This window comes from Streptomyces sp. NPDC000348 (assembly GCF_042898795.1).
Classification (GTDB): domain Bacteria; phylum Actinomycetota; class Actinomycetes; order Streptomycetales; family Streptomycetaceae; genus Streptomyces.
The window spans coordinates 47,167-68,903 of sequence record NZ_JBIAZD010000014.1; the positions used below are offsets into that span (position 1 = coordinate 47,167).

The following is a 21,737-nucleotide window of genomic DNA, read 5'->3' on the forward strand; positions in this document are numbered from 1 at the left end:
GGTCCTCCCCTCCGCGTGCCCCGAAAGCCGCCGTCCTCCCCAGGCCGGTCACCGGTTTGGGGACGCGGGGCACGGTTACACGGACGGCTGATGACACCGAGGCCAGGAGGCGTGGGACGCATGTCGGACACCCAGCTCACCGTGACGATCGACGGCGGGGACGTCGACGACGCCCGGGCGGTCGTCCGGGCTCTGGAGGGCACGTTCGGGGCGGCGGACCAGCGTCCCTCCGCGGAGCACGCGACGGTCCGCGTGGCGACGTTCACCGGGGAGGAGCGGGAGGCGGCGGGGACCGCGGACGCGGGACCGCTGTCGGCGCCGGTGACCGTCACCGTGCAGGGCGCCCCGGAGGCGGTGCGGCGGGCGGGCGACACCCTCGCCCGGTCCTTCACGGCACGCGACGAGGGCGCCGTCTCCGGCGACCAGGAGCAGGAGAGGCAGCTGCTCCTGGAGCCGTGACGCCCGCCGCCGCTACCAGCGGGCTTCGACCCGGTCCTTGATCCGCCGGTCGTAGAGGTCCCGGATCGCCGCGTGCGTCGCCCCGGGCAGCTCCGGGAGCCGGCCGGCGGCCGCGTTGGCGCGGGCCTGCTCGGGCGAGCGGGCACCGGGGATGACCGTGGTGACGCCGGGCTGCTCGACGATCCAGCGCAGTGCCAGCTGGGCCGGTGTGCAGCCCTCGGGGGCGAGCGCGGCGAACTCGGCGGCGGCCTCGACACCGGTCGCGTAGTCGACGCCGGAGAAGGTCTCGCCCTGGTCGAAGGCCTCGCCGTGACGGTTGTAGGTGCGGTGGTCGTTCTCGGCGAAGACGCTCTCCCGCGTGTACTTGCCGGAGAGCAGTCCGGAGGCGAGCGGGACGCGCGCGATGATGCCGACGCCCGCCTCCCGGGCGGCCGGGAGCACCTCGCGCAGCGGCTTCATGCGGAACGGGTTGAGGATGATCTGCACGCTCGCCACGTTCGGCCGGGCGATCGCGGTGAGTGCCTCCGCGCAGGTCTCCACGCTGACGCCGTAGGCGGCGACGCGTTCCTCCTCCACCAGGGTGTCGAGGGCGTCGAAGACCTCGTCGGTGGAGTAGACGGGGGTCGGCGGGCAGTGCAGCTGCACCAGGTCGACGCGGTCGACGCCCAGGTTGCGCCGCGAGCGGTCGTTCCAGGCGCGGAAGTTGTCCAGGACGTAGTTCCGGGGGATCTGGTCGACCCGGCGGCCCATCTTGGTGGCGACCAGTACGTGCAGGTCGGGCCGCCCGCTCAGGAACGACCCGATGGTCTGCTCGCTGCGTCCGTCGCCGTACACGTCGGCGGTGTCGAAGAAGGTGACGCCCGACTCGGCGGCGGCCTCCAGCACCGCGAGGGCTTCCTTGTCGTCGACGTCGCCCCAGTCCGCCCCGAGTTGCCATGTGCCGAGACCGATCACGGAGGCGTGCTGTCCCGACCTGTCGAATGTGCGCTCGTCCATGGACGTCAGTCTGTCATCCGCCCCGGCCGCGGGCGGCGGCGGCTCCGTCGCCGCCCGGGCCCGGTCAGACGCTCCGGGCCGTCCGGCAGTCGGGGTGGCCCCAGCCCTTGTCGTTCTTGGCGATCGGCTCGCCGGCCGCGTAGGACCGCCCGCACGGGCAGCGGCCGGGGAACTTGGCCTTGATCGTGCGGGCCGGGGAGCCGCCGCGCTGCCGGGGCGCCCTCGCCCCGCCGGACGCGCGTTTCGCCGCGCCGCCCGCCGGGCGCTGCGGGGCGGGCGGCGGCTCGGGCGATCCCTGCTCGCTGCCGGCGTCCTCCTGGGAGGTGGCCGCCCGGCCGGCCGCGCGGTCGGCGAAGTCGTTGAGACGGTCGCCGTCGACCTGGTGGGCGGGGACGTAGCGGAACTCGACCGAGCGGTCCTGGAGGAGTTCGTCGATGCGGACGACGAGTTCCTGGTTGGCGACCGGTTTGCCGGCCGCGGTGCGCCAGCCGTTGCGCTTCCAGCCGGGCAGCCAGGTGGTGACGGCCTTCATGGCGTACTGCGAGTCCATCCGGACCTCGAGCGGCACGGCGGGGTCGGTCGCCGCCAGCAGCCGCTCCAGCGCCGTGAGTTCGGCGATGTTGTTGGTGGCCCTGCCGAGCGCGCCCGCCTCCCAGCGGACCGGCGTCCCGGAATCGTCGGCGACCACCCAGGCCCAGCCGGCGGGCCCCGGGTTCCCCTTCGAAGCCCCGTCGCACGCGGCCACAACTCGTTCACGCATGCGCCCGATCATGCCATGTCCGGGCGGGCGGGCCGGGCCCGCCCGCTCCGCCCCGGCCGTCATCGGCGTCCCGCCCGGGGTGGCGGTGAGCCCGGTCACCGGGAAGTCCGCGCCCCCGCGGGCCGCCGAGCGCCGCGCACCGGCCGAAGGGCGTGTCCGCCGGCCCGAACCGCAGGACACCGCCCCGGCCGTGCGCTGAGCGGCCTGCGGCCGAAGCCGTGTCCTCCCCACGGGCTCCGGCCGGGCCCGCCCGCGACGGCGGGGCCCTGCGGTGGCCCCGCCGTCGGTGCGGTCCTCACTCGCCCGCGTACGCCTTCTCCAGGGCGGCGATGTCGAGCTTGCCCATCGTCATCATGGCCTTCAGGGCGCGATCGGCCTTCCGCCGGTCCGGGTCGCCGATCATCTCGGTCAGCCGCACCGCGTTGACCTGCCAGGAGACGCCGAACCGGTCCTTGAGCCAGCCGCAGGGGCCGTGCTCGCCGCCGCCCTCGACGAGCTTCTCCCAGTAGTGGTCGATCTCCGCCTGGTCCGCGCAGTCGAGCTGGAAGGAGATCGCCTCGTTGAACGTGAACTCGGGCCCGCCGTTCAGCGCGACGAACTTCTGGCCGTTGGCCGTGAACTCGACGGTGAGCACGGAGCCCTCGGCGCCGGGCGTGGCGCCGGTGTTCCGGACGACCGCGCCGAGGCTCGAGTCCTTGAAGACCGAGACGTAGAAGTTCGCGGCCTCCTCGGCCTGGCCGTCGTACCAGAGACACGTGGTGAATCCGCCGGTGCCCATGTCTGCCTCCCGAATGATGGAACACGGTCGTCAGTGGTGACCCGGCCGCGCCCCGGAACTCATCGGTGCGGCCCGGACCGGTCCGGACGGCGGCACGGGTGAACGCTCTGCCCGTGGCGGATCTGCCACGGGCAGAGATCTCCCCGGCCGCCCCGCCGGCCGGTCGAGAGTGGGGGCACGCGGTCGCTTCGGCCGCGTTCCGACGAGCGACCACCAGGAGCGCCGATGTCTCCGTTCACCGCCGGCCCGTGGCCGGCCCCGCCGCCCCGGGCCGAGGAGGGCGACACCCCGCCGACCCGGTTCGACGACCATCTCGCCGCCCAGCTGCTCGCGCAGCGCATCGTGCTGCTCGGCACGCAGGTCGACGAGGTGTCCGCCAACCGCGTGTGCGCGCAGCTGCTGGTCCTGTCCGCCGAGGACCCGCGCACCGACATCAGCCTGTACGTCAACAGTCCCGGAGGCTCGGTGCACGCGGGCCTGGCCGTCTACGACACGATGCGGCTGATCCCCAACGACGTCTCGACCCTGGCCATGGGCTTCGCGGCGAGCATGGGCCAGTTCCTGCTCTGTGTCGGCACGCCCGGCAAGCGCTACGCCCTGCCGAACGCGCGCGTCATGATGCACCAGCCGTCGGGGGGCATCGGGGGCACCACCGCCGACATCGAGATCCAGGCGGAGAGCCTGGAGTTCACCAAGCGGACCATCGAGCGGATCACCGCCGAGCACACCGGCCAGACCCCGGAGACCATCTCCCGGGACGGCGACCGGGACCGCTGGTTCACGGCGGAGCAGGCCAGGGAGTACGGAATGGTCGACCGGGTGCTGGAGTCGCTCGACGACGTCCGCCCGGCCGCCTCCCGGCCCAGGGCGGGGCTGCGGTGACGGGGACGTACACGATTCCGAACGTCGTCGAGCGCACCCCGCGGGGCGAGCGGTCCTACGACGTGTTCAGCCGGCTGCTGGCCGAGCGGATCGTCTTCCTGGGGACGGAGATCGACGACGGCGTCGCCAACGTGGTCATCGCGCAGCTCCTCCACCTGGAGTCGGCGGCCCCGGAGAGCGGGATCGCGGTCTACATCAACTCCCCCGGTGGCTCGTTCACCTCGCTGATGGCGATCTACGACACGATGACGTTCGTCCGGTCGCCGGTCTCGACGTTCTGCGTCGGGCAGGCGGCGTCCACGGCGGCCGTGCTGCTGGCCGGCGGGGACCCTGGGCGGCGGTTCGTGCTGGAGCACGCGCGGGTGCTGCTCGGGCAGCCGGCCACCGGTGGGACGCGCGGCACGGCGTCCGACCTCGCGCTGCGGGCCAAGGAGATGGTGCGGATCCGCTCCCAGGTGGAGGAGGTGCTGGCCCGGCACACGCACCACGACGTGGCGACCCTGCGGGCCGACATGGACCGCGACAAGGTGTTCACCGCCGAGGAGGCCGTGGCGTACGGCCTGGCCGACGAGGTGCTGGCCCGGCGCCTGGCGGGCGTGTGAGGCGCCGGGCGCCGGTCACGCGGCCAGGCAGAGCCCGTCGTGCGCGGAGCCGGAGACGCCCCGGGCCGTGGGGACGGTCCGCCGGGCGGTGACCCGGAGCAGCTCTCCGTGGGCCCGGGTCAGCAGGTCGCCCAGGCCGAGGCCGAGCGCCCGGGCGGCGGCCGCGAGGACCTCCGAGGAGGCCTCCTTGCGGCCCCGCTCCACCTCCGAGAGATAGGGCATGGAGATCCGGGCCGCGTCGGCGACGTCCTTCAGCGTCCGTTCCTGGGCGAGCCGCTCGCTGCGCAGCACGTCGCCGACGAGGTCGCGCAGCAGCGGCTCCCTGGGCGCGGGGGCCGGGTCCGGCGGGGGCGGGCCGGGGCGCAGGGGGATGACACGGGCACGATCCGGCGCTGGGCCGGTCACCTCTCGATCGGTCATCCCCTCAGCCTAGGAATTCCGGCCCCCGGGGGAAGGGGACGGCGTTCCGCCCTGAGTGAAGGCGCTCCCGGGCGCGGCCCGGGCTGCCGCACGGGCCGCGCCCCCGTACCATCGGACGTACGAGTGACGACCGGTGCGCACCTCGGTTTCGAATCTCTCGGAACATGGTGGGCATGGGTTCCTGTGACCTGGGTACCCGCATGGCTCAGGCACATGTCGGCCATGACGTTCGTGGGGAGAGGTAATGAGGACCGCCGTGATCCGGTCGCAGGCGCAGGGAGCGGACAAGCACACCGGGGCCGGGACGGGTGACGGGAGCCCGCGGGAGGTGGCGGACCCGCGCGCCGTCGCCCCGCGCGACGCCAGGGAGCTGTCCCGCCAGTTCTTCCGTCGCATGGCGGAGCTGGAGGAGGGCACGCACGAGTACCAGTACGCGCGCAACACCCTCATCGAGATGAACATGTCCCTCGTCCGGTTCGCGGCCGGACGGTTCCGCGGCCGCGGCGACGACATGGACGACGTCGTGCAGACCGGCATGATCGGCCTGATCAAGGCCATCGACCGGTTCGAGCTCTCGCGGGAGGTCGAGTTCACCTCCTTCGCGCTGCCGTACATCGTCGGTGAGATCAAGCGCTTCTTCCGTGACACCACGTGGGCCGTGCATGTGCCGCGCCGGCTCCAGGAGCTGCGGGTCGAGCTGGCGAAGGCCCGTGAGGAGCTCGCCAGCCGGCTGGACCGGGAACCCACGGTCGCCGAGCTGGCCACGCTGATGAACATCACCGAGCGGCAGGTCGTCGAGGGGCAGATCGCCGCGAACGGGTACAACTCCTCGTCGCTGGACGCCGCGCTCACCGGGGACGGCCCGGAGAACGGCGAGTCGGTCCTCGCCGACTTCATCGGGGTCGAGGAGGAGGGGCTGCGGCTCGTCGAGGACTTCCACGCGCTCGCCCCGCTCATGGCCGAGCTCAGCGAACGCGACCGGGAGATCCTCCACCTGCGGTTCGTGGAGGAGGCGACCCAGGCGGAGATCGGCGAACGCCTCGGCTGCTCGCAGATGCACGTGTCCCGCCTGATCAAGCGGATCATCGCCCGGCTGCGCGAGGGCATGCTGGGCGAGCTCGGCTGCGCCTGACCGGGCGCCGCGCCCGGCCGGCCGGAAGGCCGTGACCGGTCAGGCGGCGCTGAGGTCCAGCACGGCGCGCACGCGCTTGCCGACCGGCACGCGTTCCACACCGACCTCCCGCGCCAGCGCGCGGACGATCTCCAGACCGTGCCGGCCGACGCGTTCGGGGTTGCGCGGGAAGACCCGGGGCAGGCTGGCGCTGCTGTCGTAGACCGTCACCGTGAGCGAGGCGTCCGTCCCCTCCAGCTCCAGGATGTACGGCCCGTCGCTGTGCCGGTCCGCGTTGGTGACCAGTTCGCTCACCACCAGCAGCACGGCGCCGTCGGCCCGCTCGTCGATCGTGGCGCACCACTCGGTCCTGAGCTGCTGGAGGAAGTGCGCGGCGAACGCCCGCGCCTCGGCGATGCATCCCGGCTCGCCGGTGAAGTGCGCGGACCGCCGCAGCGGTTCCACGGGCACGTCGAAACCAGTCGGTATCACTGCCCCGTCCAGGTGGTAGGTCATGCGTTTCTCTCCGCGAAGCCGGGTCGGCCGGACGAATCTGCACCAGTCCTGGTACCCCGACTCCCACGGCACAGTCCCCCTGATCGGTGTTCGCCTCCGTGGAGCGGGGAACCCGGGGTTCGGCGGAAGGGGCGCCATGAACGGACTGACGGCGGTGCGGAGCCTGACGACGCTGCCCGTGGTGACGCTGGGCGGCGATGCCGTGGCGCACGTCAAGGACACGGTCTTCGACCCGGCGGCCGGGCGGATCGCGAGCTTCACCCTCACCGGCCGGACCCTGATGTCGGGGCCGCTGCCGCAGGATCTGCCCTGGCCGGCGGTGCACTGCCTGGGCCATCACGCGGTGATGGTCCGCGACGAGGGGGCGCTGTGCGACCTGCCCCTGTCGGTGGCGCGCCGTGACGCCGCGCGCGGGCGGCTGCTCGGGGCGGACGTGCTGACCGACGGGGGCGACGTGGTGGGCACGGTGCTCGACGTGCTGGTGGAGGGCGGCACCAGCGGCCGGCTGGTCGCGTTCCGGCTCGCCGCGCACCGGGAGCTGGTGCACGGCTCCCGGCACCGCCGGCACCAGGTGTACGTGCCGCGGGGCGAGGTCCTGAGCGTCTCCGGCCGGACGCTGGTGATCCCGGCGCACGCGACCACGTACGTCACCGGCGACCTGCCGTCCTTCGTCTCCCGGTCCGGCGCCCACCGCGGCCTCGGGAGGGGCGCGGCCCGATGATGCTGTTCTCACGGGTGTGCGGACTGCCCGTCCTCACCCCGGGCGACGCGGACCGGGTCGGGGTGGTGCGCGCGCTGACGGTCGACGCGGCGGCCGGGGAGGTCACGCACGTCCGGATACGGCGCGGGCGGCTGCGCAGGGAGGCCGTGGTGGCCTGGGCCGACCTGGGGGCGGCCGGCCCGGACATGTTGATCGCGCGCCCGGCCGGCCGGCCGGCCGAGGTCCCGCCCCACCGTGACCTGGTGGGGAGCAGGGTGCTCACCGAGTGCGGCGAGGAACGCGGCACCGTGCTCGACGCGGCGTTCGATCCGGTCACCGCCCGTATCGAGGCGGTCCTGACGACCCTCGGCGAGCTGCCGGCCGGCCGTCTGCTGGGCCTCGGCGACCACGCCCTGGTGATCCGGACGGGACACGGGCACCGCGGGTAGGGCGTGCCGCGCGGACGGACCTCCCGGCGGGCGGGGGCGGGCGGGGCTGCTTAGCGTGCAGAGGTGAGCCCACACACCCCTTCCGGCCGTCCGGCCGCCCGTCACGGCTGGGCGCAGGCCCTCGTCACGGTCCTCGGCGCGCTGATCGCCATGGGCGCGGTGGCCGCGCTGGGGCTCTGGGCGGCCGGCGCGACGGACCTGCCGGGCGGTTCCTTCCCCCAGGTGGTCGCGGCGACCGTGGTCACGGCCGTCGGCGGGACGGTGGAGCTCTCCGGGGACGCCGGCGACCTGGCCGGCACGGAGGGCGGTCTGACGGTGGTCCCGCTGTCCGTCACCCTCACCGGGGCGCTGGTCATCGGCCGGTCCTTCCTGCGTCCGCTGCGGCGCCGCACGGTCGCCGGGGCGCCCGGGCTGGCCGGGTGGGCCGCGAGGATCGCCGCGCTGTGGCTGTTCGCGGTCCTCGGTCTCGCGCTCGCCGCGCGGCACACGTACGAGCTCTCCCTCGGCGACGGCCCGCTCGGTGACCTGGGGGAGCTGTTCGGGATCAGGCCGGTGGTGGGTTTCTCCACCGCCGTGCCGCCGACCGTCCTCATCGGACTGCTCTGGCTGGCGGGGGTGCTGGTGGTGGCGCTGGCGGTGTTCCGTTGCCCCCCGTTGCCGGCCGGACCGCTGCGCTTCCAGAGGTCGGCGCGTCCCGCGGCGCGGGCGATGGTGGGGCTGCTGCTGGCCGCCGTCGTCATCGGCCTCGTCATCGCCCTGGTCGTCGCCGCCACCCGGGGGCACCCGGCCGATACGTTCGCCGTGATCCTCCTGGGGCTGCCCAACGTGGCCTGGCTGGCGCTGACCGTCGGGCTCGGCGCCACCTGGGACGGCAGGGTGGAGGGGCCCTTCGGGCTGCCCATGCCGCAGGTGCTCGACGAGGTGCTGCGCACCCCGGGCGTCTCGGCGCTGAACCTGCGCACGCTCACCGAGCACGACGGCGGGAGGTGGTGGTGGCTGCCGGTGGTGGACGCGGTGCTGCTGCTGGCCGCCGCGTCCGTGATGGCGGCGCGGTCCCCGGCCCGGGTCCGCGCCTGGCAGCACGCCGTGCGCATGGCGGTGGCGCTGGCGCTGACCGTGCTGATGATCTGCCTCGTGGTCCGGATCTCCGCACGGTTCGGCCTGTCCGTGCTCGGCATCGGCGATCCGGGCGAGGGCTTCTCCGGCCAGGTGCTGCTGAGGCCGCGGTGGTGGAGCGCCCTGGGCCTGGCCCTGCTGTGGGGCCTGGTCACCGGCTTCGCGGGGGCACTGACGGCCCGGGCGCTGCGCCGCCGGCGCGGCACCGAAACGCCCCGCTGACAGGCTCCCCGGCCACCGGCCGGGCGCCACCACCGGGCCCGGAACGGCTCTCCCGTACCTCTCGCCGGGCCGTTTCGGCGGGACGGACGCGGTCAGGCGACCGGGACTCCGAGGACGCGGGCGGCGCGCTGCATGCGCAGGGCGTCCACCGACTCGGCCAGCAGTTCGTACTCGGTGGTGTCGTCGCCGGTGGCGACGCGTACCATCCGTCCGGCGGCGAGCGCCTCGGCCACCTCCCCCTGCCGGGCGACGTCGCCGCACCAGGTGCGCAGCACGGCGGGTACGTCGGGCACGCCGTCGGCGACGGGGACGAGTGCCCCCGGCGGCACGTGCTCGGCGTCGGGCCGCGGGTCGAGGCGCTCGGCGATCCAGAGGGCGCGGTCGCGCAGCCACCACAGGGCCAGGGCGAGAGTGGGCGCCCGGTAGGTGCCGAGCGGTACGCCGATGCGCCGGCCGTCGCAGACCCCGTACGCGGTGACATGGCACAGGAATTCGTCGTGCACATCCCCTCCCCCGCTGCGTCGCTCGCCCGCCGGGCCGGGCCGGCTGCCCGCCTCGTGGCTCGCATGCCGTGCGTGAGGGCGCCGTCGCGCGGTGTGAAGCGCTCTCGCTGTCGAGTATGTTCACCGCTGAAACACTGTCACCACATGTTTCCGGCCAGTCTCCTGGCATATTCACGGACACCGTTGGCCGAAACGGTACGGGTGTGGCCGGTGGACCGCTCATGGCCCCGGAGGCGATCGGCCCCGGCCGGGCGGCGCGGGCAGGGTGTGCGTACCGGGTCGCAGCGACCGGGACCCGCCGGCCGGCCTTGCGGGCACGACTTCCCCGGAGGATTCGCCATGGTCACAGCCGCCCACCACTACGGCGCCGTCGTCGCCCGCCGCGTCGAGGCCCGGAACGCCGACGGCGCCGAGGCCGTCGCCGGCCTCCGGACCGCGGACGGCCGCTGCGCCGACCCGTTGCCCGACGCCGTCGTCCGCGAGGCGATCACCGCGGTGATCGCGGCGGCGCACGAGCGGTTCCCCGGCTTCGCCTTCCGGCTCGTGGGGAACGCCGACGGCCACCACGACACCGCGCGCTCCTCCCGGGAGCCGGTGAACCGGGCGGGCGGCTCGGCCCCCGTCGCCGGCTCGGCCGTGATCACGCTCGGCGCCGGGGACCGCGTCCGCGCCGTGCACGGCTTCCCGGACCGGGTGCCCGAGGCGGCGTGACCCGGTGGGGGCCGGGGGCCGCCCGGCCCCCACCGGTGCTCCTACTGCTTCACGACCGCGTCGATGCGGGCCAGTTCGTCCTCGGTGAAGTCGAGGTTCCGGGTGGCCGCGACGCTGTCCTCCAGCTGCCGCGGGCTGCTCGCGCCGACCAGGGCGGAGGTGAGGCGGCCGCCGCGCAGCACCCAGGACAGCGCCATCTGCGCCAGGCTCTGACCGCGCGAGGCGGCGATCTCGTCGAGCGCGCGCAGCCGGCCCACCAGCTCCCCGGTGACGGCGTCGGTGTTCAGGAAGGGGCTGTCGCTCGCGGCCCGGGAGTCCTCGGGGATGCCGTCGAGGTAGCGGGCGGTCAGCAGGCCCTGCTCCAGCGGGGAGTAGGCGATGGAGCCGACCTGGAGCTCGTCCAGGGCGTCCATCAGCCCCTCGTCCTCCGGGCGGCGGTCGAGCATCGAGTAGCGCGGCTGGTTGATCAGCAGCGGGGTGCCCAGCTCACCGAGGATGCGGGCGGCCTCGCGGGTCTGCTCGGCGGAGTAGTTGGACACACCGACGTACAGCGCCTTGCCCTGCTGGACCGCCGAGTGCAGCGCGCCCATCGTCTCCTCCAGCGGAGTCCGAGGGTCGAAGCGGTGCGAGTAGAAGATGTCGACGTGGTCCAGGCCCATCCGGCCCAGGCTCTGGTCCAGCGAGGACAGCAGGTACTTGCGCGAGCCCCACTCGCCGTACGGGCCGGGCCACATCAGATAGCCGGCCTTGGTGGAGATCACCAGTTCGTCGCGGTACCGCCCGAAGTCCGCCTTCAGCGCCTCGCCGAGGGCGGACTCGGCCGCGCCCGGCGGGGGCCCGTAGTTGTTGGCGAGGTCGAAGTGGGTGACGCCCAGGTCGAAGGCGCGGCGCAGGATGGCGCGCTGGGTCTCGGCCGCCCGGTCGGGGCCGAAGTTGTGCCACAGGCCGAGCGAGAGCGCGGGGAGCTTCAGGCCGCTGCGTCCGGTGCGCCGGTAGGGCATGTCCGCGTAACGGTCGGGGTGTGCGGTGTACAACACGACTCCAGGGGGGTTGGCACACGTCTCGGCGGCTCCGTCGAACCGCCCGTCCACTCTGTCGTGACCTGCGGGCAGTGGTCCAACAGAAGAATCCGATGGGATTCAGCGGATACGCTTCTCAATCATGGAACTGCGTCACCTCCAGCACTTCGTCGCCGTGGCCGAGGACCAGCACTTCACCCGCGCCGCGGAGCGGCTGATGGTCTCCCAGTCGGGCCTGTCCGCGTCCATCCGCGCCCTGGAACGCGAGCTGCAGACCCCGCTGTTCGTGCGGACGACCCGCAGGGTGACGCTCACCGAGGCCGGCCGGGCGCTGCTGGCGGAGGCCGCGCGGATCCTCGCCCAGGTGCGGGCCGCGCACGAGGCGGTGGCCGCGGTGCAGGGCGTGCTGCGCGGCACCCTCGCGCTGGGCACCGAGCAGTGCATCGCCGGGGTGAACGTGGCGGAGCTGCTCGCCGCGTTCCGCCGGCTCCACCCGGACGTGGAGATCCGGCTGCGCCAGTGGGGCTCGGCCGCGCTGGCGGAGGAGGTCGCGGCGGGGCGGCTGGACCTGGCCTTCGCCTACCGGACGGAGGCGGACCCGGAGCATCTGCGGTCGGTGCCGCTGACCAGCGAGCCGATGACCGTGCTGTGCCATCCGGACCACCGGCTCGCGCGGGCCGGGGCGCCGCTGACCCCGCACGGGCTGGCGGACGAGGTCTTCGTCGACTTCCACCCGGACTGGGGTCCGCGCCGGGCCACCGACGCGGCCTTCGCCGCCGCGGGCGTGCGGCGCACGGTGGCGCTGGAGGTGAACGACGTGCACAGCCTGCTCGACCTGGTGGACGAGAACCTGGGCGTCGCCGTCGTGCCGCGGCACTTCCGGCACAAGCGGGAGGCGCTCACCGCGCTTCCGCTGAAGGACACCGGTGAGGCGGTGTACGAGACGGTCGCCCTGGTGCCGTCGCCGCGGGCGACGAGCCCGGCGGCGCGGGCGCTGATGGCCCTGCTGGACGACGGGGGCGCGTGAGGCGCGCGGATGCGCGAGGGTGGAGGCATGCATGCCAAGGACATCCTCATCGACGGCTTCGGCCGCGTCCGGGAAGAGGTCCACGCCGCCGTCGAGGGCCTCGGCCCCGACGGGCTCAACGCCCGGCCCGGCCCCGACGCGAACTCCGTCGCCTGGCTGGTCTGGCACCTCACCCGGATCCAGGACGACCACGTCGCCGACGCCTTCGGACTCGACCAGGTGTGGCTCTCCCGGGGCTGGGAGGAACGCCTGGGTCTCGGCCTGCCCCGCGGTGACACGGGGTACGGCCACACCTCGGCGCAGGTCGCCGGGGTGCGGGTCGGCTCCGGTGACCTGCTGACCGGCTACCACGACGCGGTGCACGAACAGACCCTGGGGGCGCTGCGCGCACTGGCCGCCGAGGACCTGGAGCGCGTCGTCGACGAGCGCTGGGACCCCCCGGTGACCCTGGGCGTACGGCTGGTCAGCGTCCTGTCCGACGATCTGCAGCACGCCGGACAGGCCGCGTACGCGCGGGGGCTGATTCAGCGCACGCCCTCGTAGCCGGGCAGGACCACGTCCCGGATGAGGGCGCTGCGCTCGTCGAACGGGAGGAACGCGCTCTTCACGGCGTTCACCGTCACCGTGCGCAGGTCGTCCAGCGTCCAGCCGGCCTGCTCGGCCAGCAGGGACATCTCCCGGGTCATGGTGGTGCCCGAGACGAGACGGTTGTCGGTGTTGAGGGTGACCCGGAAGCCGAGGTCCTTCAGCGCGGTGATCGGGTGCTCGGCGATCGAGGTCGCGGCGCCGGTCTGGAGGTTGGAGGTGGGGCACATCTCCAGCGCGATCCGGCGGTCGCGGACCCAGCCGGCGAGACGGCCGAGCTTGCCCTCCACGATGTCCTCGGTGATGCGCACCCCGTGCCCGATGCGCTGGGCCCCGCACACCTGGAGCGCCTGGTGGATGCTGGGCAGGCCGTGGGCCTCACCGGCGTGGATGGTGAAGGGCACGTTCTCGCGGCGCAGGTGCGCGAAGGCGTCGAGGTGGTCGGCGGGCGGGAAGCCGTCCTCGGCGCCGGCGATGTCGAAGCCGACGACACCGGCGTCCCGGAAGGCGACGGCCAGGTCGGCGGCCTCGCGGACCCGGTCGAACATCCGCATGCCGCAGAGCAGGGTGCCGACCCGGACGGGCGTCCCGGCGGCGGCCGCCCTGGCCATGCCGGCGGCGAGGCCCTCCTGGACGGTCTCCACGACCTCGCTCATCGTCAGCCCGCCCCTGGTGTTCAGCTCGGGGGCGTAGCGCACCTCGCCGTAGACCACGCCGTCGGCGGCCAGGTCGAGCACGTACTCCTCGGCGGTGCGCAGCAGGCCCTCGCGGGTCTGCATGACGGCGAGGGTGTGCTCGAAGGTGGCTATGTAGCGGACCAGGTCACCGGAGTTGGCGGCCTCGACGTACCAGGCGGCGAGTTCGTCGGGGTCGGTGGTGGGCAGCGTGTGGCCGACGGCCTGCGCCAGTTCCACGACGGTCGCGGGGCGCAGACCGCCGTCGAGGTGGTCGTGCAGCACCGCCTTGGGGAGGCGGCGGAGGGTCTCTTCGTCCATGCGCGTAGATGACATGTGTGGTCGTTCCTCGGCGGGTCGTTCGACAGGAAGGCGGAGCGGATCAGGGGACGGCGGGCTGGAGCAGGTCCCAGCGGTTGCCGTACAGGTCCCGGAAGACGGCGACCGAGCCGTACGGCTCGTGGCGCGGCTCCTCCAGGAAGGTCACCCCGGCGGCGGTCATGCGCGCGTGGTCGCGGGCGAAGTCGTCGGTGTGCAGGAAGAAGCCCACGCGCCCGCCGGTCTGGTCACCGACCCTGGCACGCTGGGCCTCCCCCTTGGCGCGGGCGAGCAGCAGCCCCGCGCCGGTGTGCCCGGCGTCCGGTTCGACGACGACCCAGCGGCCGCCGTCCGGCCGGGGCGAGTCCTCGGCGAGCCGGAAACCGAGTGCCCCGGTGTAGAAGCGGATCGCCTCGTCGTAGTCGTCGACGACGAGGGTGACCAGGGGGATGCGTCTCATCGTGACCTCTCGAAGGGGGAGTGACCGGAGAGGTTATACGTAAAACCGCCGGGCGCGCCAATCCCGCTCCGAGAAGGGCTCCGGAGCGGGACCGGCGGGGCGGCTAGGGGTACGCGTAGGTGTTCAGGGCGGCGACGGCGGCCGCGGGGTCCCCGAGGTCGTAGCGGTCCACCGCGAGGTAGTTGGGCTTCTTGCGGGCGGCCGGCCGGCAGAACCGGCGGGCGCGGTCGGCGAGCTTGGAGTTGTCCGTGCCGGCCGTGGAGGTGATCGTGGTGTCCCGGAAGTGGTTCATGACGAACAGGGGGCGGAAGCCCGGCTCGGTACGGGTCAGCGGGATGTTGGTGCCCGCGTCGTACCAGCGGCTGGAGCAGGACCAGTCGGAGGCACCGACGCCCGGGCCCATGGACCAGTGGTTCTCGACGGTCCACTCGCGCTGGTACATGACACCGAAGGTGTCCCGGGTCGTTCCGGCGGCCCGGTCTGCGGCGCGGCTGCGGTCGGTGAAGATCAGCAGCCGCTGCCCGGCGGCGGCCAGCTGCCCCATGGCCGGCCAGCCGTTCTCCCGGACACCGGTGCGGTCGGGCCGGTAGAGCACGTCCGACAGCCCCTGGACGCGGGCGAGTTCGGCGCGCAGGACGCCCGGGTCGACGTAGTCCTCCAGGAAGACGGTGACGAACTGGTCGGGGTGGGCGCGCAGGAAGTCGACGATCCGCTGGAGGTCCACCCACAGGGCGACGGGCCTGCTGACCAGGGTGCAGCTGTTGTGGCAGAGGATCGCGCCGTCCGGGGTCTGGTGGATGTCCAGCATGAATCCGCGGACCCCGTCGGCGAGTTGGCGTTCGATTCCCCGGTTCTGGTTGGGGAAGAGGTCGATGAAGGGCGGGGCGAAGCCGCCGTCGACGCCGTTGGCGTAGGCGTTGTGGGCGGTGAGGAAGGTGACCTGGTCCAGGGTGCGTTGGTCCCGCGGCGGCAGGGGACGGGTCACCGGGTCGACCGGGGTCAGGTACCAGGTGGCGAGGTCGCCCGTACCGCCGCCGACGGCGAGCGGGGCGGGAAAATTGGCACCGGGGGGTTTCGGGGTGACGGTGAGGCGGCGGTCGGTGCCGGGGACGGTGAGCGTGAAGCGGTCCGCGCCCGCGGAGGCGATCTCCCAGCGCGCCTCCGGGCTCGCGCAGGCGACGGTCCGGGCCCGGTCGCCGGTGCGGCCGAGGCAGGTGCCGGGGCTGTCGGTGTTCTCCAGGGTGCCGTCGGCGCGCAGGTTCCACCGCTGACGGTCCTCGTCGCCGCGCGGCCTGTGCTGCTCGACCGCCCCGGAGGCGTCGGCGGCGTTCAGTCCGGTCGTCGCGCTCTGGACGTAGTGGACGCCGGACGGCGGAGCCGCCGCGGCGGGTACGGGTGCCACGGCCGTCGCGGCCAGCGCGGCGGCCGTGACGGTCGTGGCGAGCAGGGCGTGGGGGGTGCGCATGGCGGCTGCCCTTCGTCCGAGGGACGGCCCGCGCACGTGCGGTGCGCGGGCCGTGGCCCGGGGTTTAAGTCAGGTGCATGACACCATGCCGAACGGCCGGGCGTCAGCAGTACAGGTTGCCGCCGGGTGACGTTCCGAGGATCTGGGTGAACCGCTGGTACGCGCTCACCCTGCTCTGCACCTGCGCCGGGTTGCGGCCGTCGCACTCGAGGGAGCCGTTGATGCTGCGGATCGTCTGGCCGAAACCGGCCTGGCCGACCATGGCGTTGTGCGGGGTCATGGTCCCCGGGCCGGACTGGGTGTTCCAGTACCACAGCGCCGTCTTCCAGGCCACGGCCGCGTCGTTCTGCACCAGCCAGGGGTTGCCCAGGAGGTCGATGCCGAGTGCGTCGCCCGCCGCCTTGTAGTTGAAGTTCCAGCTCAGCTGGATCGGTCCGCGCCCGTAGTACGCGGCCTGCCCGGCCGGACAGCCGTACGGCTGCCCCCAGTCGCAGTAGTGCGGGTAGTTGGCGGTGTTCTGCTCCACCACGTGCACCAGGCCGCCGGTCTCGTGACCGACGTTGGCCAGGAAGGCGGCGGCCTCCTGCCTCTTCACCGTGTCGCTGCCGGTGTTGGCGAAACCGGGGTAGGCGCTCAGCGCCGCGGTGAGCCCGCTGTAGGTGTAGAAGGGGTTCCGGTTCGGGAACATCTGGTTGAACTGCGCCTCGGTCACGACGAAGGTGCCGACGGGCGTTCCGGGGCCGTTGTCACAGGCGTACGGCTCCCAGTACCAGGTGCTGATGACCGGGTCGTACCCCGGATTGGCGTGCTCGGCGATGTACGCCCGGCCGTCGGTGTAGCGCACGATGTCACCGGCGTTGTACGACCTCCCGGCCACCCAGTTCGGATAACCGGAGCACGAGGCGGCGGAGGCGGTGGCGGCGGGGAGCAGCACCGGGGCGCCGGCGGCGAGGACGAGGGCGGCGGTCACGGCGGCGATGCGTCTTCTCGACAAGGGGACAACTCCTTCGCGGAACGCGGCCGCTCCCGGACGAGGACATGCCGGAGCGGGACCTCGCCCGCACATACCGGCGGGGCCGGTCACGGCAGTGGGGGCGGCCGTGGTGGGGGGTGTGGGAGCACACTCAACCGCTTTGGTATGTACCAGTCAAGGGTTTAGACCAGTCACCGTGCCGCAGACGGGCCCGACCCTCCCGCGAGCCCTACACATAAAGGGAAAATAAGAGCAGAATGGACTTACGCGGCTCTTACCGCACACCGCACCAGAAGCGGTCAGACCTGCTAGTCGAAGGAGACGACCCATGGCCGACGTCTCGCACCCGCGCGGTGACATCACAAGCCACCCCGATGCTCCCGAGATGCGGGAACGGTACGCCCGTATGCTCGGCGGCCGCGACGTGGCCCTCGTGGACGGACCGGTGTTCCTGCTCGGTCTCTACTGTGCGGTGTCCCCGTGGATACTCCACTACACGACGAGCCAGCCCTCCCTCGTGGTCCACAACCTGATCGTGGGCATCGCGATCGGTCTGCTCGCCCTGGGGTTCACCGCGGCCCCGGCGCGCATGTACGGCCTCAGCGGGGCCATGTGCGCCCTGGGCATATGGATGATCATCTCGCCGTGGATCGTCGGCGACGGCCCCGACGCCGGCGTGATCTGGAACAACGTCGTCATCGGCGCCCTCACCGTGATCCTGGGTACGGCCTGTGCCGCCACGGCCGTCAGGAGCGCCCGCCGGCCCTAGTGAAGCCGCGAAAGGAGCGGAGCGCCGGTCCGCGTCGGCCGCGGACCGGCCCTTTCGCGTCCGGGCGGACCGTCCCGGCGGCCGGGGCGCACACGCAGTACGGCGGAGGCCGGGAGAAGAAGGGCGAGAGGGAGATCGACGGCACCACCGGCGCCCTCGTCACCGGTGTCGTCACCGGTGTGCCGGGCCGGCTCGTGGTCCCGGGGCGTCAGCGCGTCGGGGCCTTCCGGACGATTCCCGTCGGCGTCAAGGAGCTGTCCGCTCACCGGGGCTCGCCGGGTGCCGCCGCGTCACCGTCCCGCCGCACGGGCACGTACACGTACGGCGTGGTCGTCGTCAGCGGGGTGAAGCCGAGGCGTTCGAGGATGGGCCGGCTCCGGCCGGAGGCGTCGACCTGGAGGTAGCGGTAGCCGCGGTCGGCCGCGACCCGGGCCCGGTGGGCCACCAGCGCGCGGTAGACGCCCCGTCCCCGCCAGTGCCGTACGGTGCCGCCGCCCCACAGCCCGGCGAACGAGGCGCCCGGCACCAGCTCCATCCGGGCCGCGCTCACCGGTTCGTCACCGGCCAGGGCCACCACGGCGACGACGGTGCCGGCGTCATCGGCGGCGAGCCGGTCGTACAGGTGCCGGCGGAGCCCGGACGCGTCGGCGCCGAACGCCCTCTCGTGCACATCGGCCACCAGGTCGGCGCCCGTCCGGTCGGTGACCGGCACGATGCGGACGCCCTCGGGCGGCTCCGTGTCGAGGGTGAGACCGGCGACCTCGCCGACCATGAGCGTCTCGACCGGTTCGGGGACGAATCCGGCCGCCACGAGCCGCCGCCCGAGGTCCGCCGGCAGGTCGTGTCCGTACAGCTTCCACTCGAACCCGTGGCCGAGTCCGGTGAAGTACGCGATCTGTTCCGCGATCGCGGCGTCCGCGTCCGCCGCCTCCAGGGCGGACCAGACGACACCGTTCCAGCCGTGCGCGGGGCCCCGCTGGCGCACCACGGCGCCGACGCGCTCCACGTCCGCGCCGGGGCCGTCGGGCCGCGCCCCCTCGCGCATCTCACGGTCGAACAGGGCGAGTACAGCGGCTTGATCCATGCACCGGACCCCACCACGGCGCGCCACCCGGGGCAAGGGAATTAGGGTGGCCGTCGGTCGAGCGTCGTGAGGAGGCCGGACCGTGGTCGTGCGGGACGAGGAACTGCCGTATCTGCGGCGCTGTGTGGAACTGGCGGCCGAGGCGCTGGAGTCCGGGGACGAGCCGTTCGGTTCGGTGCTCGTGGCCGGGGACGGCACCGTGCTCGCCGAGGACCACAACCGCGTGGCCTCCGGGGACCGCACCCGGCACCCCGAGTTCGAGCCGGCCCGCTGGTCGGCCGCCCGCATGACCCCCGGGGAACGGGCCGCGGCCACGGTGTACACCTCCGGCGAGCACTGCCCGATGTGCGCCGCCCACGCCTGGGTGGGCCTCGGGCGCATCGTGTACGTCGCCTCCTCCGAGCAGCTGGCGTCCTGGCTCACCGAGCTGGGGGTGCCCGCCCCGCCGGTGCGGACGCTGCCCGTCGCCGAGATCGCCCCGGGTGTGAGCGTGGCCGGCCCCGTCCCCGGACTGGCGGAGGAGGTCAGGGAGTTGCACCGGCGGTTCCACCGCGGACGCGGCTGACCCGCGGGGCCGGCCGTTGTGCCGGGCGGTTCAGCCGTACGTCCGCAGGCGGGCGCGGCGGTACAGGGCGACTCCGCCCAGGAAGAGCGCGGCGCCGGCGCCGAGGACCGGGAGCGTCCGGTCGGCGCCCGTGTCGGCGAGGGCGGCGGTGTGCGGCGGGTCCGCGTGCGGCGCCGGATCGGGGAGGGTGCGCGGCGGCGCGGCGGGCGCGGGCCGGGCCGGGCGGCCGGGCCGCTCCCCGGAGGTGTTCGTGGAGGTGTTGCCGGCCGACGCGTTGCCGGCGCCGACCACGTTCACGCTGTTCCCGCTGACGTTCACCGGGACGTGCACCGGCAGCTGCACCCCGTTGCCGGACACCACGCCCGGCGAGTCGTGCGTCCCGCTCCCGGCCGCCGCACCGGCGGAGGACGCCGAGGACGCCGAGGAATCGGCCTGCTGCCCGGCCGTGTCCTCGTTGACGCAGGTGTTGCCCACGGCGGGGTTGAGCAGGCCCACCACGTTCACCGTGTTCCCGCACACGTTCACCGGGACGTGCGCCGGGAGCTGGAGGGTGTTCCCGGACCCCACGCCGGGCGAACCGGCCGCGACGCCCTCCGCCCCGGCACCGGCGTACGCCGGTGCCGCCACGGCCATCGCGCCCGACGCCGCGGCGACGGCGATCACACCGTTTCGGGTAACCCGTTTCATCGGTTCCCTGCCTTCCAGAGATGGTCGCGGGCGTTCGCCCGCACCGGGGAGAACGCGGCTGCGGCATCCGGGTTATGGCTCCTCCGTATGCCGCAGCCGGTTCACCCCATCGGGCGTCCCGCCGCTCGAACCCCGGGCAAAGGCCGTCGAACTCGTGGCGGCCGGACACCGGACCGGGGCGCCCGGCGGGCCGCCGCGGGGCCGACGGGCGGGAGCCCCGGGGCCCGCTTATGGTGGGCGAGGGCGCCGGTCGGGGCGTCCCTGGAGGCATCGATGCTGGCCAAGCTGTCGGAGCGACTCTCGGCCCGGCGCTGTGCGGTGCGGCCCCCGGTCCGGCGCTGCGCGGCGACCGGGGCGGTCGGACTGGTCCTGCTGGCTACGGGGCTGACGGCCACCGGCCGGACGGATCCCGGCCTCGACCGGTTCTACGACCAGAAGATCACGTGGGCGGCCTGCGAGGGCACGGACCTGCCCGAGGACATGCAGTGCGGGACGGTCACCGTGCCGCTCGACTACGCGAAGCCCGACGAGGGCACCCTCGAACTGGCCCTCGCCCGCTACCGCGCCTCCGGCGACCCGCGGGGCTCGGTGCTGCTGAACTTCGGCGGCCCGGGCGGTTCGGGGGTGATGGGCCTCGCCCACAACCGCGACGACTTCCTCGGCCTGACCGAGGAGTACGACGTGGTCTCCTTCGACCCGCGGGGCGTCGGCCGTTCCGCACCGGTCAGCTGCGGCGCCGACGCCACCGATCAGGCGCTGGAGGCCACCGGCGGCGAGGAGATGGCGGATCCGCGCGAGACGCTGCGCAAGCTGCGCGAGGTGGCCGCCGAGTGCGCCGAGCACTCGGGCCCGGTCCTCGAGCACATCGGCACCGTGGACGTCGCCCACGACCTGGACGTGATGCGCCAGGCGCTCGGCGACGAGAAGCTCAACTACCTGGGGTTCTCGTACGGGACCCGGCTCGGCGCCGTGTACGCCGCCCGGTTCCCCGAGAAGGTCGGCCGCATGGCGCTGGACGGCGTGGACACGCTGACCGAGCCGCTGGCCGAGCAGGGGCTGGCCAGTGCCCGGGGGCAGCAGACCGCGCTGGACAACTTCCTCACGTGGTGCACCGAGGATCTCGCCTGTCCGTTCGGGCAGGACGCGCGCGCGGCCCGCACACAGGTCGTGGAGCTGGTCGACTCGCTCGACGAGAACCCGGTGCCGACCGAATTCGGTTACGAGTTCTCCGGCCAGGACCTGGCCGCCGCCATCGGGCAGGGTCTCTACACCAAGGAGGCGTGGCCGCTGCTGCAGCGGGCGCTCGCCCAGCTGATGGAGGACGGGGACACCCGCGGAGTGGAGGCCCTCGCGACCGGAGGGGTGGCGCTGCCCGTGCCGCACCGGGACGACCACCCCCTCGTCGACGAGGAGGACGTGCCCCTGGACAACCTGCCGGCGGCGCTGATGGCGGTGAACTGCGCGGACGACCCCGACCGCCCGGACGCCGAACGGCTGACCCGGGACCTGGCCCGGCTGCGCGGCGCCTACGAGGAGGCCTCGCCGGTCTTCGGGCCGTACCGGCTCGCCCAGGTGGTGCTGTGCTACGGCCGCCCCAGGGGGACCGACTACATCCGCGAGCGGGTCAAGTACCTCGACACGCCGAAAATGCTGCTAGTCGGCACCCGGGGCGACCCGGCCACGCCGTACCGCTGGACGGTGGAGACGGCCGAGCGGCTCGGCCCCTCCGCCGTGGTGCTGGACAACCGGGCCGAGGGGCACACCGGCTACGGGGCGTCCGAGTGCGTCCACCGCAAGGTCGACGACTTCCTGCTCTACGGCTCCCTGCCGCGCAGCGGCAGTTCCTGCGGACCGGAGGACGACAGCCGCCCCTGAGCGGCCGCCCG

General features: G+C 73.7%; 26 protein-coding genes and 1 pseudogene. 14 read left to right on the forward strand and 13 right to left on the reverse strand.

Going from position 1 to position 21,737, the window contains the following annotated elements; genetic code table 11:
* Window positions 1-120: 120 nt before the first annotated feature.
* Entirely contained in the window at window positions 121-459 is a 339-nt protein-coding gene (locus ACFY3N_RS25380; protein ID WP_390819018.1) for a hypothetical protein, read from the forward strand.
* A 12-nt stretch (window positions 460-471) separates the two neighbouring features.
* Here ACFY3N_RS25380 and ACFY3N_RS25385 read toward each other — a convergent pair whose 3' ends face one another.
* The 3 genes from ACFY3N_RS25385 to ACFY3N_RS25395 form a co-directional block, all read right to left on the reverse strand.
* Complete coding sequence (locus ACFY3N_RS25385; RefSeq protein WP_390819019.1) at window positions 472-1,455, reverse strand: aldo/keto reductase; 984 nt, start codon at window positions 1,453-1,455, stop codon at window positions 472-474.
* A gap of 64 nt (window positions 1,456-1,519) precedes the next feature.
* Window positions 1,520-2,215 carry a ribonuclease H gene (locus ACFY3N_RS25390; protein WP_390819020.1) on the reverse strand — a complete coding sequence of 232 codons (696 nt, stop codon included), beginning with the start codon at window positions 2,213-2,215 and terminating at the stop codon, window positions 1,520-1,522.
* Window positions 2,216-2,510: 295 nt separating this feature from the next.
* Complete coding sequence (locus ACFY3N_RS25395; protein WP_390819021.1) at window positions 2,511-2,993, reverse strand: VOC family protein; 483 nt, start codon at window positions 2,991-2,993, stop codon at window positions 2,511-2,513.
* A gap of 225 nt (window positions 2,994-3,218) precedes the next feature.
* On the opposite strand from ACFY3N_RS25395, the gene ACFY3N_RS25400 reads away from it, so the two are divergent.
* Both ACFY3N_RS25400 and ACFY3N_RS25405 read left to right on the forward strand, forming a co-directional pair.
* On the forward strand, window positions 3,219-3,875 hold the full coding sequence (locus tag ACFY3N_RS25400; protein WP_390819022.1) for an ATP-dependent Clp protease proteolytic subunit: 657 nt from the start codon (window positions 3,219-3,221) through the stop codon (window positions 3,873-3,875).
* The gene (locus ACFY3N_RS25405; RefSeq protein WP_390819023.1) at window positions 3,872-4,477 is read left to right on the forward strand and encodes a ClpP family protease; all 606 of its coding nucleotides are present in this window, start codon (window positions 3,872-3,874) and stop codon (window positions 4,475-4,477) included. The genes ACFY3N_RS25400 and ACFY3N_RS25405 overlap by 4 nt, the downstream gene beginning before the upstream one ends.
* A gap of 15 nt (window positions 4,478-4,492) precedes the next feature.
* Here the strand turns inward: ACFY3N_RS25405 and ACFY3N_RS25410 are convergent, their stop codons facing one another.
* A complete protein-coding gene (locus tag ACFY3N_RS25410) occupies window positions 4,493-4,882 on the reverse strand; it encodes a helix-turn-helix domain-containing protein (protein ID WP_390819164.1) in 390 nt (129 codons plus the stop codon).
* 259 nt (window positions 4,883-5,141) lie between these two features.
* Between ACFY3N_RS25410 and ACFY3N_RS25415 the strand changes: the two genes are divergently transcribed.
* A complete protein-coding gene (locus ACFY3N_RS25415) occupies window positions 5,142-6,029 on the forward strand; it encodes an RNA polymerase sigma factor SigF (RefSeq protein WP_390819024.1) in 888 nt (295 codons plus the stop codon).
* Between the two features lie 39 nt (window positions 6,030-6,068).
* On the opposite strand, the gene ACFY3N_RS25420 is transcribed toward ACFY3N_RS25415, so the two are convergent.
* Window positions 6,069-6,524, reverse strand: a complete 456-nt coding sequence (locus ACFY3N_RS25420) for an ATP-binding protein (protein WP_390819025.1) — start codon at window positions 6,522-6,524, stop codon at window positions 6,069-6,071.
* A gap of 136 nt (window positions 6,525-6,660) precedes the next feature.
* Between ACFY3N_RS25420 and ACFY3N_RS25425 the strand changes: the two genes are divergently transcribed.
* The 3 genes from ACFY3N_RS25425 to ACFY3N_RS25435 all read left to right on the forward strand — a co-directional run bounded on the left by ACFY3N_RS25425 (window position 6,661) and on the right by ACFY3N_RS25435 (window position 9,011).
* Entirely contained in the window at window positions 6,661-7,245 is a 585-nt protein-coding gene (locus tag ACFY3N_RS25425) for a PRC-barrel domain-containing protein (protein ID WP_390819026.1), read from the forward strand.
* The gene (locus ACFY3N_RS25430; RefSeq protein WP_390819027.1) at window positions 7,242-7,673 is read left to right on the forward strand and encodes a PRC-barrel domain containing protein; all 432 of its coding nucleotides are present in this window, start codon (window positions 7,242-7,244) and stop codon (window positions 7,671-7,673) included. The genes ACFY3N_RS25425 and ACFY3N_RS25430 overlap by 4 nt, the downstream gene beginning before the upstream one ends.
* A gap of 63 nt (window positions 7,674-7,736) precedes the next feature.
* Window positions 7,737-9,011, forward strand: a complete 1,275-nt coding sequence (locus ACFY3N_RS25435) for a streptophobe family protein (protein ID WP_390819028.1) — start codon at window positions 7,737-7,739, stop codon at window positions 9,009-9,011.
* 92 nt (window positions 9,012-9,103) lie between these two features.
* On the opposite strand, the gene ACFY3N_RS25440 is transcribed toward ACFY3N_RS25435, so the two are convergent.
* Window positions 9,104-9,514: a hypothetical protein gene (locus tag ACFY3N_RS25440; protein WP_390819029.1), complete on the reverse strand. Its 411-nt coding sequence runs from the start codon at window positions 9,512-9,514 to the stop codon at window positions 9,104-9,106.
* Between the two features lie 339 nt (window positions 9,515-9,853).
* Here ACFY3N_RS25440 and ACFY3N_RS25445 point away from each other — a divergent pair, with 339 nt between their 5' ends.
* Window positions 9,854-10,225 (forward strand): nuclear transport factor 2 family protein, encoded by a 372-nt coding sequence (locus ACFY3N_RS25445; RefSeq protein ID WP_390819030.1) that lies wholly within the window; start codon window positions 9,854-9,856, stop codon window positions 10,223-10,225.
* A gap of 41 nt (window positions 10,226-10,266) precedes the next feature.
* Here ACFY3N_RS25445 and mgrA read toward each other — a convergent pair whose 3' ends face one another.
* Window positions 10,267-11,259 (reverse strand): L-glyceraldehyde 3-phosphate reductase, encoded by a 993-nt coding sequence (mgrA, locus tag ACFY3N_RS25450; RefSeq protein WP_390819165.1) that lies wholly within the window; start codon window positions 11,257-11,259, stop codon window positions 10,267-10,269.
* A gap of 127 nt (window positions 11,260-11,386) precedes the next feature.
* On the opposite strand from mgrA, the gene ACFY3N_RS25455 reads away from it, so the two are divergent.
* Both ACFY3N_RS25455 and ACFY3N_RS25460 read left to right on the forward strand, forming a co-directional pair.
* Window positions 11,387-12,271, forward strand: a complete 885-nt coding sequence (locus tag ACFY3N_RS25455) for a LysR family transcriptional regulator (RefSeq protein ID WP_390819031.1) — start codon at window positions 11,387-11,389, stop codon at window positions 12,269-12,271.
* A 27-nt stretch (window positions 12,272-12,298) separates the two neighbouring features.
* Window positions 12,299-12,814 carry a DinB family protein gene (locus tag ACFY3N_RS25460; RefSeq protein WP_390819032.1) on the forward strand — a complete coding sequence of 172 codons (516 nt, stop codon included), beginning with the start codon at window positions 12,299-12,301 and terminating at the stop codon, window positions 12,812-12,814.
* Here the strand turns inward: ACFY3N_RS25460 and ACFY3N_RS25465 are convergent.
* The 4 genes from ACFY3N_RS25465 to ACFY3N_RS25480 all read right to left on the reverse strand — a co-directional run bounded on the left by ACFY3N_RS25465 (window position 12,796) and on the right by ACFY3N_RS25480 (window position 16,767).
* Window positions 12,796-13,866, reverse strand: coding sequence for an adenosine deaminase (locus ACFY3N_RS25465; protein WP_390819033.1), 1,071 nt, complete (start codon window positions 13,864-13,866; stop codon window positions 12,796-12,798). The genes ACFY3N_RS25460 and ACFY3N_RS25465 overlap by 19 nt on opposite strands.
* Window positions 13,867-13,912: 46 nt before the next feature.
* Complete coding sequence (locus ACFY3N_RS25470) at window positions 13,913-14,308, reverse strand: VOC family protein (protein ID WP_390819034.1); 396 nt, start codon at window positions 14,306-14,308, stop codon at window positions 13,913-13,915.
* A 103-nt stretch (window positions 14,309-14,411) separates the two neighbouring features.
* Window positions 14,412-15,773 carry a phospholipase gene (locus ACFY3N_RS25475; protein ID WP_390819035.1) on the reverse strand — a complete coding sequence of 454 codons (1,362 nt, stop codon included), beginning with the start codon at window positions 15,771-15,773 and terminating at the stop codon, window positions 14,412-14,414.
* Window positions 15,774-15,876: 103 nt separating this feature from the next.
* On the reverse strand, window positions 15,877-16,767 hold the full coding sequence (locus tag ACFY3N_RS25480) for a glycoside hydrolase family 19 protein (RefSeq protein ID WP_390819036.1): 891 nt from the start codon (window positions 16,765-16,767) through the stop codon (window positions 15,877-15,879).
* Window positions 16,768-17,074: 307 nt separating this feature from the next.
* Between ACFY3N_RS25480 and ACFY3N_RS25485 the strand changes: the two genes are divergently transcribed.
* Both ACFY3N_RS25485 and ACFY3N_RS25490 read left to right on the forward strand, forming a co-directional pair.
* Window positions 17,075-17,515 carry an SPW repeat protein gene (locus ACFY3N_RS25485; protein ID WP_390819037.1) on the forward strand — a complete coding sequence of 147 codons (441 nt, stop codon included), beginning with the start codon at window positions 17,075-17,077 and terminating at the stop codon, window positions 17,513-17,515.
* A 134-nt stretch (window positions 17,516-17,649) separates the two neighbouring features.
* A pseudogene (locus tag ACFY3N_RS25490) lies at window positions 17,650-17,763 on the forward strand (GlsB/YeaQ/YmgE family stress response membrane protein); the annotation flags it as partial.
* 14 nt (window positions 17,764-17,777) lie between these two features.
* Here ACFY3N_RS25490 and ACFY3N_RS25495 read toward each other — a convergent pair.
* Window positions 17,778-18,599 carry a GNAT family N-acetyltransferase gene (locus ACFY3N_RS25495; protein WP_390819038.1) on the reverse strand — a complete coding sequence of 274 codons (822 nt, stop codon included), beginning with the start codon at window positions 18,597-18,599 and terminating at the stop codon, window positions 17,778-17,780.
* 82 nt (window positions 18,600-18,681) lie between these two features.
* On the opposite strand from ACFY3N_RS25495, the gene ACFY3N_RS25500 reads away from it, so the two are divergent.
* Window positions 18,682-19,164 (forward strand): nucleoside deaminase, encoded by a 483-nt coding sequence (locus ACFY3N_RS25500; RefSeq protein WP_390819039.1) that lies wholly within the window; start codon window positions 18,682-18,684, stop codon window positions 19,162-19,164.
* A gap of 30 nt (window positions 19,165-19,194) precedes the next feature.
* Here ACFY3N_RS25500 and ACFY3N_RS25505 read toward each other — a convergent pair whose 3' ends face one another.
* The gene (locus tag ACFY3N_RS25505) at window positions 19,195-19,827 is read right to left on the reverse strand and encodes a chaplin (RefSeq protein ID WP_390819040.1); all 633 of its coding nucleotides are present in this window, start codon (window positions 19,825-19,827) and stop codon (window positions 19,195-19,197) included.
* Between the two features lie 297 nt (window positions 19,828-20,124).
* Between ACFY3N_RS25505 and ACFY3N_RS25510 the strand changes: the two genes are divergently transcribed.
* Entirely contained in the window at window positions 20,125-21,726 is a 1,602-nt protein-coding gene (locus ACFY3N_RS25510) for an alpha/beta hydrolase (RefSeq protein ID WP_390819041.1), read from the forward strand.
* The last annotated feature ends 11 nt before the right edge of the window (window positions 21,727-21,737 follow it).